We start from the raw sequence: 1,038 nt of genomic DNA, 5'->3' as shown, positions 1-1,038 counted from the left end.
GGACTGCTTGGGGTCCTGCTGTGGTCCTGCCACCTGCTCCAACCTCTTCCAACGGGTGATCAAACTACCCGCGGCTGATAGGTGTTTCGGACCGGGACTGGTTCATTAGCTCTGACGCGGATGGGTGCCGAGCCAAGCCGGTCGCCCACCGGAGCGCCAAGTATTGTTACGACTGCCGCACAAGCGGAACTCGTACGCCGCCACCGTGCAACAGATGCGGCTCTACCAGGGACTACTATTCCGCCGGCCTGTGCCAGCAGTGCCACAAATACGCGCCTGGCCTGCCGAACTCCTGCCCCTATTGCGACGCTTGGGGGATGTTCAAGACCAGCAGTGGGATCTGTCTCGCGTGTAAGGACTGGCGTCGACGCCATCCCGAAGAGAACCCGTGCCTAGACTGCGGCACCGTCGGTTCGCTCGACGAGCAGGATCGCTGCCGGCTGTGCTATCGCCGGGCCCGCGCCCTGGCCCGCGACCCCTCCGACCCACGGCGCGCCGAAGCTGTCGTGGGCGGACACCAGCTCTTCCTGAGCGCCATGGAACACCGCCTGGCGCTTCTCACACCTCCAGAACGAAGATCGCCGCCACGACGATACAAGCCCATCAGAACCCGAAGCCGCGCTCGCCCACTCTCTCGGCCGATCGTGCCAGTAACGCACCGTCAGGTGCTCCTGTTCGACTGCCCCCGCGACCTCACCAGAATCTCCGCGGCGACCATGCCCGAGCCGCCTATCGTCGAGCTCACCAGGGCCGTCGAAGCCGTCGCGTTCGATCACGGCGAACAGCACGGCTGGACGGCCGGCGCGATCGGCAACGTCCGCCGCGCGCTGCGCTTCCTGCTCGCCATGCAAGACACCCCGGGTGCCGTGATCAAAGCCAGCGCCGTGGAGCTCCTGCGCGTAACACCGTTACCCCCATCCGCGTCAGAGCTAATGAACCAGTCCCGGTCCGAAACACCTATCAGCCGCGGGTAGTTTGATCACCCGTTGGAAGAGGTTGGAGCAGGTGGCAGGACCACAGCAGGACCCCAAGCAGTCC

1 protein-coding gene is annotated in these 1,038 nt (G+C 65.1%); it reads right to left on the bottom strand.

Annotated features, from left to right (window positions below):
• Positions 1 to 392: 392 nt before the first annotated feature.
• The gene (locus ACTWQA_RS59080; RefSeq protein ID WP_443167514.1) at positions 393 to 851 is read right to left on the bottom strand and encodes a hypothetical protein; all 459 of its coding nucleotides are present in this window, start codon (positions 849 to 851) and stop codon (positions 393 to 395) included.
• Between the last annotated feature and the right edge of the window lie 187 nt (positions 852 to 1,038).

The organism is Nonomuraea sp. 10N515B (genome assembly GCF_052245915.1).
GTDB lineage: Bacteria > Actinomycetota > Actinomycetes > Streptosporangiales > Streptosporangiaceae > Nonomuraea.
This window is presented reverse-complemented; position numbering and strand designations above follow the sequence as displayed.